The following is an 8,275-nucleotide window of genomic DNA, read 5'->3' as shown; positions in this document are numbered from 1 at the left end:
TTCGCCGGCACAAACTCCTCCAGCGACGGCAACAGCATCATCTCATAGCCCAGTTTCTCACGCTTCGTCTGCATGAACCCAACAACAACATCCGCCCCCAGACGGCAAGGGTTTTTCAACAGGCCCATTCCTGCCTGTCCTGGACAGACAAGAATGTCTGTCCTCCTGGGCGTGGGGTTTTCGACACCTGCTACGCGTGGGGCAACGACAGACCCGCGACGCCTTGTAGGAAGTTTGCCAGTAACAACCGCGTGAGCTGGGCCATCTCCGCGTCCTTGGCGCGACATTCATCCACGACCTGCGACTTGGTCTTTCCGAAAGCGGCCAGCTCCGCCGCGTAGGCGTCCGCCCAGGCGGCGGCATCCTCCGGACGCGCTTCCAGATGGAATTGCACCCCGACGACGGAGTCGCGGCGAAACATCTGGTTGCGACAGTCGACTCCTTCGACTAACAACTGCGCACCTACGGGTGCTGCGAATGTATCGCCGTGCCAATGGAAGACCGGGAAGCGCGGCGGGAAGCCGGCCAGAAGAGGATCGTTGCGTCCCGCGGTAGTCAGTGTCACTACATATCCACCGATCTCCTTCACCGGTGAGCGACTGACAGTCGCGCCAAGGAGCTGGGCGAGCAGTTGCGCTCCGAAGCAGATTCCCAGACAGGGGACACGTAGAGCGATCGCGCGCGCCAGATACTCCGATTCCCGGCGGAGTTCATCATGCCGGTGCAACTCATACGCCGATGCCGGCGTGCCGCCGATCAGGATGGCATCGTAGTCCGTCGATGCCGGCAGAGGGTCACCGGCGTACGGATGGATGACCTGCGTTTCAAGCCGCCACTCGTCGAGACAGGCGGCATAGCGACCGAGATCTTCGACCGGGCAATTCTGGATGATGAGGATGGACATGAGTCGTGCAGGCGATCTGATAAGGGTTCGCCGAAGGGATGGGCACGGCCCGCCAGAGGCGGACAAGCACGCCGCGCCCCTACGCCGGCGGTGCCGCTGACGCACCCACCACATCCGCCTGCCCGTGGCTGAGGAAACCTTCAATGAATGCGTCGAGATCGCCGTCCATCACGGCCTGGACATTGGAGGTTTCCACGTTGGTGCGGTGGTCCTTCACCATCTGATAGGGTTGGAAGACATACGAGCGAATCTGCGAGCCCCACTCGATCTTCTTCTTGGTCTTCGTGTACTCGGCCAGACGCGCCTCTTCCTTCTCGCGCTCCAATTGATAGAGCCGCGCGCGCAGCACCTTCATTGCCGAGTCGCGGTTCTTGTGCTGGGAGCGTTCGGTCTGGCACTGTACTACGATTCCCGTGGGGATGTGGGTAATGCGCACCGCCGAGGAGGTCTTGTTGACATGCTGCCCGCCGGCGCCGGAGGCGCGAAACGTGTCGACGCGGAGGTCATCTTCCTTGATCTCGATGGGGACATCTGCTTCCGCTTCGGGGAGGACGAATACCGAGGCGAACGACGTGTGTCGCCGCTTGTTGGCATCGAAGGGGGAAATCCGCACCAAGCGGTGCACGCCGACCTCTGCCTTGAGGAAGCCATAGGCGAATTCACCCTTCACTTCCAATGTGGCCGACTTGATGCCCGCCGCCTCGCCCGATGTGTAGTCAAGCGTATCGTACTGGAATCCATGCCGCTCGATCCAGCGCGTGTACATGCGCAGGAGCATCTCGGCCCAGTCGCACGACTCGGTCCCCCCGGCGCCGGAGTGAATCGTGACAATGGCATCGTTGTGATCGTCGACACCGGTCAACAGCGATTTGAACTCGAAGGCGGCGACCTTCTCGGCCAGCGCCGCGGCCTCTGAGACGGCCTCGGCCTGGGCGGCCTCATCCGACTCCTCCACGGCCATCTCGTGCAACGTGGCGAGGTCGTCCTTTTGCTGGGAGAGTGAATGAAATTCGTCGACCCACGATGTGGCCAGCGCGATTTCCTTCAACGTGCGACGCGCCGCATCGGCATCGTTCCAGAATCCGTCGACCCCGGTCTTCGCCTCCAAGTCGGCGATGCGCGCTTGCAGCCCCTCGATGTCAAAGAAACCTCCGCAGCCGCGCCAGTTTCTCGGAGATCGCGTCCAATGTCTCCATGCTTATCGGGTTCCCTTCGATTCTTTGCGGGTGAATTCAGTCGCGTAGGTCAGGAGCCCTGTGCTCCTGACAAGTGACGCGGCAAGAGCACAGGGCTCTTGCCCTACTGATCACTTCGATGCCTCGCGGACGAATTCAATCCGCTTGTAGAAGCGCTTGCCCACATTCAGCACAAACGGCTGCGCGGTGGACACCATCTCCTGCGGGTCGGCGTGGGGGACATCGTCGATGCGCACGCCGCCCTGCTGGATCTTGCGCTTGGCTTCACTCAGCGACCCGGCGAGGGCCGAGTCGACGACGATCTCGGCCAGACGCAGGCTCGGCGCGCTCGTGGTGATCTGATGCGTTTCGATCTCCGTCGGCGCGCGGCGCTCTGAGAATTGGTGCACGAATTCGTCGCGCGCCTTCCTGCCCGCATCGGGCCCGTGATACATACGCACCAGTGTCTCCGCCAGTTCCAGCTTCAAGTCGCGCGGATTGGCCTGACCATCCGACAGGAGTCGCTTCACTTCCGCCACCCGCGCGACCGGAACATCGGTCACCAACTCAAAATACGAAGCAATCAGCGCATCGGGGACCGACATCGTCTTGCCAAACATCTCGCCGGGTGACTCGTCGATCCCGATGTAGTTACCGGTCGACTTGCTCATCCGCTGCACGCCGTCGGTGCCGGGCAGAATCGGCAACGTGAGGATCGCTTGCGGTTCGACACCGTAGTCCTCCTGAATCTGCCGCCCCGTCAGCAGGTTGAACTTCTGATCGGTGCCGCCGATTTCGATATCGGCATGGATCGCCACCGAGTCGTACGCCTGCATCAAGGGGTAGAACATCTCGTGGATGGAGATCGGCGCCCCGGCCCGGAACCGCGTTTCGAAATCATCGCGCTCCAGCATCCGGGCCACCGTGATCCGCGAGGCCAGATGCATGATCTCGCTGAACGACATCTTGGCGAACCACTCACCGTTATAGCGTACCTCGGTCTTGGTCCGGTCGAGGACCTTGAAGAACTGCCGCTGGTAGGTCTCGGCATTGGCGCGCACTTCGTCCTCTTGCAGTCGCGGACGGGTCGCCGAACGTCCGGAGGGGTCTCCGACCATCCCCGTGTAATCGCCGACGATCAGCACGATCTGGTGCCCCAAGTCCTGAAATTGCTTCAACTTACGCAGTCCGACTGTGTGTCCGAGGTGGATGTCTGGGGCGGTGGGATCAAAACCCTGTTTGACCCGCAGAGGTCGATTCTCGGCGATGCTGCGGGCGACCTTCTTCTCGAGTTCACCCTCGGGCAGGACTTCAACAGTACCTGAGCGGATGATCTCCAATTGGACCGGCAACGGGGGCAATGCCATGGTGTCAACTCCCGCTGTTCTAACGGGTTTGGCCATGATACGGTCATGCTGCGGAGAGTCACAAGGGCTTTTTCCTTGACCCTGATGATCACGGCGACAAGGTTGAGCCATTTGCGGCCGGCGGTGATCGTGCGGCTGCATTACGCGTAGAAACCAGCATGCAAGCCAACCCAAATCCCGCCCGACCAATCACGGTCTGCTCTGCTGGGGCGGGCAATGTCATCCAACGATTCACTGTGCGTGGCGCAGGTCCGACACATTGATGGCCAAGAGCAGTTCCCGACGACTCATTCTCATAACCCTGCTGGTTGTCGTGCCGATCGGCGCGGCCCTGAGCGCCTGGGTGGTTGCCACTCTATGGCGGTACGGCCAAGAACTCCCGTCCATCGAGCAGGTCTACAGCTTCAAACCCCGCCTGTCGACGCGGCTGTTTGATCGCAATGACCAACCCTTCTATGAGTTCTACACCGAGCGTCGCGTCCTCACGCCATTGAGCAAACTGCCGCCGCACGTCGTGCGCGCGCTCATCGCCACGGAGGACCGCGAGTTCTACGATCACTGGGGCGTGCGCTGGACTGCGATCCTCCGCGGCGTCGTCATCCGTCCTCTGATCGGTCGGCGCCCGCAGGGGGGCTCAACCATCACGCAGCAGTTGGCGCGTCAGCTCTTCCTCACGCCGGAGCGGACCATCGAGCGGAAGATCAAAGAGTGGATGGTGGCGATCAAGCTCGAGCGCGTCTATGCCAAGGATGAGATCCTCGAGATGTACCTCAACCACAGCTACTACGGCTCGGGGGCCTATGGCATCGAGGCGGCGGCGCAGACCTATTTCGGCAAACACACCGAGGAACTGTCGCTGCTGGAGGGAGCCGTCCTGGTCGGTCTCTTGCCGGCACCGTCGGCCTACTCACCATTGCGCAATCGGGAACGCGCGCGGGCGCGTCGCAATGTCGTCCTCCGCTCGTTGGCCACAGTCGGCGACCTCGACCAGACCGCGTGCGACTCCCTGAGCGCGCTGCCGATCGAGCTGCATACCGCCGAGGCGCCGACCCAGATCGGCGATTACTTCGCCGAGGAGATCCGTCGCTACATCGAGAGGACCTACGGCGAAGATGCGCTGTACACCGAGGGGTGGTCGATCTACACCACCTTCGATCCCGGCATCCAACGCGTGGCGGAGCGGACGGTTCAATACCGCCTGGACTCACTGCGCGGTGTCGCCGCGGCGCGTCATGGTCCCAACGATCCCGTTTATACTTATCTGGTCTACGATTCCACGTCCGGCCGACGTGTACGCGTGCGCAAGAAGATGCAGGCGGCGATCATGGTCATGGACAACGAGACCGGCGCGATTCTCGCCATGGTCGGCGGGTACGATTACGGCGAAAGCCAGTTCAACCGGGTCACCCAGGCGCTGCGCCAACCGGGGTCGGCGTTCAAGCCGTTCATCCTGACCGCCGCCGTCGAGGCGGGATTCAGGCCCTCGGACACGATCCTCGATGCGCCGGTGCTGATCAAGATCCCCGGGGCGCCGGATTACAACCCCGGGAACTTCGACAACAAGTTCGAGGGGCCGGTGACGATTCACTACGGGCTGCGCGAGTCGCGCAACCTCGTCTTTGTCCGTCTCCTGCAAAAGATCGATGTCCAGCGCGCGGTCTTCTACGCCGAGAAGATGGGGATCTCCACGCCGTTGCTCCCGGTGCCGTCGCTGGCGATCGGCAGCTCCGAGGTGACGCTCTCTGACATGGTGGAGGCGTATTCGGTCTTTCCCAACGGCGGCATCCGCACCGACCCGACGCAGATTCGTCGCATCACCGATCAATTCGGCCGCGTGATCGAGGAACGCAGCGCGCCCCGGCGCGAAGAGGTTCTGTCGGCGCAGACCGCCTATGTCGTCTTGCACACGATGAAGTCGGTCATCGACTCCGGCACCGCCGCCAGCGCCCGTTCGCGTGGATTCTGGCGTTCCGCGGCCGGGAAGACCGGCACGTCGAACGAGTATATGGACAACTGGTTCGTCGGCTTCACGCCGCAGATCACCTGCGGCGTCTGGGTGGGGTATGATCTGAAAACGCCGATCGGTGGGTATCACACAGGCACCGGCGCCGCCACGGCACTGCCGATCTGGACCGAAGTGATGAAGTACGCCACCCGCGATCTGCCCGCGGGTGACTTCGTCGCGCCCGAGGGCGTTTACACGATCATGGTCTGCCAGGACTCCAACAAACGCGCGGTCGAGGACTGCCCCGCCAACCGCGAGGAAGTCTTCACCAATCCCGCCGACACGCTCGACACCTGCCCCATCCACGATCGCTGGCGACGGCACAGACCGCGACGGTTGCGGCTGTAGGATCGCAACGTGTTCGTAGGGGCGGCCACATGGGCCGCCCGCCTCTTCAGCACACCGTATGGGCAGGGCATCCGGGACTTGCAAAACTCGATCACGACACTGAGCGGACGATTGACATCGAGCACGACGTCCCGATCCGCTCCGCTCCGGCGGCGATGAAGGCGCAGGCGGTCTCGTACGTGCGGATGCCGCCGGCGGCTTTGATTTTGATGTGGGGCGGGAGGATGCGACGCAGCAGACGGACATCTTCCAATCGCGCCCGGCCGTAGACGCCGGTGGAGGTCTTCACGAAGTTCGCGCCGCCTTCAACGGCGAGCAGCGCGGCTCGTTCGATTTGTGCCGGTTCAAGGAGACTGGCTTCGATGATCACCTTGAGGATCAGAACGTCCCCGATGGCGTAACGCACCGCACGGATGTCCTCGACGTAGCGACGGACATCCCCGTCTTTCAACCAACCCGCATGGGCGACCATGTCGATCTCGCGGGCGCCGTTGCGGACAGATGACACCGCCTCCGCGACCTTGATCTGGGTCTCGTGGGCGCCGGTGGGAAAACCGACAACGCCGCAGACGGCCACACTCGTAGCCCTTAGCTCGGCGGCGGCGGTCGCGACATGTGCGGGGTTGACACAGACGGCAGCGAATCCGTGCTGACGTGCTTCGGCGCACAAGGTTACGATCTGGACCGTTGTGACGTCAGGCGCCAGATTGGTGTGATCGATATGTCGCGCCAACTCCTTCGCTGTCAGACGTGGGACCGGGATCGGGGCTTCGCGCGTGATTCCGTCCTTCTCGTCTGCAAATGGCCGAGTCGGCAACTGCGACAGCCGGGCGCGGCATGAACGTCCGTCGCGGGTCGACATCAGCACGAGGGGATCGGGGCCAAACGCCATGATCACCTCTCGGCACGAGGCACACGGCGGCCAGAACCGCTCATCGGGCGCGATCACAACGACCGTGACGAACTCGGTGTGACCGGCCGCCACGGCGGTCGTGATGGCATTGTGCTCGGCGCAAATGTCGAGTTCGTGGGTACCATTCTCAACGTTGCACCCGGCGAATATCGCCCCGTCTTGTGTGATCACGGCCGCGCCGACATGCTTCCCCGAGAAGGGCGCATGCGCATGTTGCTGCGCGGCGCGGGCCAAGTCGAGCGCGCGTCGCTCGGAATCGGTCGGTGTCACTGTCTCGCTCATTCCCACGTATCGATCAATCACATGGATGTGAGGGTAAACAAGGGGCTTAAGCCCCTTGTTCGCCAATCCTGAATCCGCACCTCACATGGGAGGATTCACGTTGACCAACTCCCCCCAGAAACTCGACGCCCCCGTCACCGGTGCGGTCGCCGCCCGCGGGAATATATCGAGCAAGGTCACCGCCAGGTCGGCAAAGGTCTCCCGCACGCCGAGATTCACACCGGCCCGCAGCGATGGACCATAGGCCAGAAGTGGAATCATCTCGCGGGAGTGGTCGGTGGACGGGGTCGTCGGGTCGACGCCATGGTCGGCGACGAGAAACAACACGTCGGCCGGGGTCAATCGCGGCAAGAGCACACCCAACTGGCGGTCGAACTGCGCCAACCCGTCGGCGAATCCCCGCGGGTCGTTGCGGTGCCCCCAGACCATGTCGAACTCGACCAGGTTGACGAAGATCAGACCGTCCGGGACCTCCGCCATGGCCGTGATCGTCTGTTCCATACCATCGATATTATCATGGGTATGGATCTTCACGGATAATCCGCGTCCGGCGAAGAGATCGTCGATTTTGCCGATTCCCACGGTGGGGATTCCCGCGGACATCAACCGGTCGAGAACCGTGGGCTCCGGCGGCTCCAGTGAGAAATCGCGGCGTCTGTGTGTACGTACAAACGCGCCGGGCGTGCCGACGAACGGTCGGGCGATCACGCGTCCAACGGCATCCGGCCCCCGGAGAATCTCGCGCGCGATGCGGCAGGCCGAGTACAGTTGTTCGATCGGCACGACATCCTCATGCGCCGCGATCTGGAACACCGAATCCGCGGATGTGTAAACGATCCACTCGCCGGTCCGGCAGTGACGCTCACCGAGATCGGCGATGATCTGCGTGCCGGAGGCGGGGCAGTTGCCGATCACCCCGCGCCCGGTACGCGCGACAAATGGGTCGAGGATCTGGCGCCCAAATCCGTGCGGATACAGTGGGAACGGTTCCGTCAGCGTGACCCCCATCAACTCCCAATGTCCGGAGGTCGAGTCCTTGCCGGCGGCGCGTTGTTTCATTCTCCCGTATGAGCCGATCGGTGACGGCACTGGCGGCACACCGGCGATGTCGTGCAGGTGTCCCAGTCCCAATCGCGCCAGATTCGGACAATCGAGTCCGCCGACCGCACGCGCGGTGTTCGCCAGCGTATTCGAGCCCTCATCGCCGAATGCTGTCGCATCCGGCGCATCACCGATGCCGCACCCATCGAGGACGATGACGATGGCTCGACGGATATTCAT

At 62.7% G+C, this 8,275-nt stretch carries 6 protein-coding genes and 1 pseudogene; 1 reads left to right on the top strand and 6 read right to left on the bottom strand.

What is annotated here, in order from left to right; all coding sequences use genetic code 11:
• Positions 1-190: 190 nt before the first annotated feature.
• The 3 genes from AB1792_10795 to tyrS all read right to left on the bottom strand — a co-directional run bounded on the left by AB1792_10795 (position 191) and on the right by tyrS (position 3,446).
• Positions 191-904, bottom strand: coding sequence for a type 1 glutamine amidotransferase (locus AB1792_10795; GenBank protein ID MEW5702701.1), 714 nt, complete (start codon positions 902-904; stop codon positions 191-193).
• A 79-nt stretch (positions 905-983) separates the two neighbouring features.
• Positions 984-2,100 (bottom strand): peptide chain release factor 2 gene (gene prfB, locus AB1792_10790; GenBank protein MEW5702700.1). Its coding sequence is split into 2 segments (ribosomal slippage): positions 984-2,054 and positions 2,056-2,100, totalling 1,116 coding nucleotides; the frame shifts between segments, so codons are not numbered across the junction.
• Between the two features lie 110 nt (positions 2,101-2,210).
• Positions 2,211-3,446 (bottom strand): tyrosine--tRNA ligase, encoded by a 1,236-nt coding sequence (gene tyrS / locus AB1792_10785; protein MEW5702699.1) that lies wholly within the window; start codon positions 3,444-3,446, stop codon positions 2,211-2,213.
• Between the two features lie 262 nt (positions 3,447-3,708).
• Between tyrS and AB1792_10780 the strand changes: the two genes are divergently transcribed.
• Positions 3,709-5,799, top strand: a complete 2,091-nt coding sequence (locus tag AB1792_10780; protein MEW5702698.1) for a PBP1A family penicillin-binding protein — start codon at positions 3,709-3,711, stop codon at positions 5,797-5,799.
• Positions 5,800-5,890: 91 nt separating this feature from the next.
• Here the strand turns inward: AB1792_10780 and deoC are convergent, their stop codons facing one another.
• From deoC to AB1792_10765, 3 genes and pseudogenes are all read right to left on the bottom strand, one after another.
• Complete coding sequence (gene deoC / locus AB1792_10775) at positions 5,891-6,562, bottom strand: deoxyribose-phosphate aldolase (GenBank protein MEW5702697.1); 672 nt, start codon at positions 6,560-6,562, stop codon at positions 5,891-5,893.
• 63 nt (positions 6,563-6,625) lie between these two features.
• Positions 6,626-6,994, bottom strand: a pseudogene (locus AB1792_10770) (cytidine deaminase).
• Positions 6,995-7,075: 81 nt separating this feature from the next.
• Complete coding sequence (locus tag AB1792_10765; protein ID MEW5702696.1) at positions 7,076-8,275, bottom strand: phosphopentomutase; 1,200 nt, start codon at positions 8,273-8,275, stop codon at positions 7,076-7,078.

The sequence above is a fragment of the Candidatus Zixiibacteriota bacterium genome (assembly GCA_040752595.1).
In the GTDB taxonomy this organism is placed as follows: Bacteria; Zixibacteria; MSB-5A5; order WJJR01; family WJJR01; genus JACQFV01.
The sequence above is the reverse complement of the archived record's forward strand: the minus strand, read 5'-3'. Positions and strand labels throughout refer to the sequence as shown.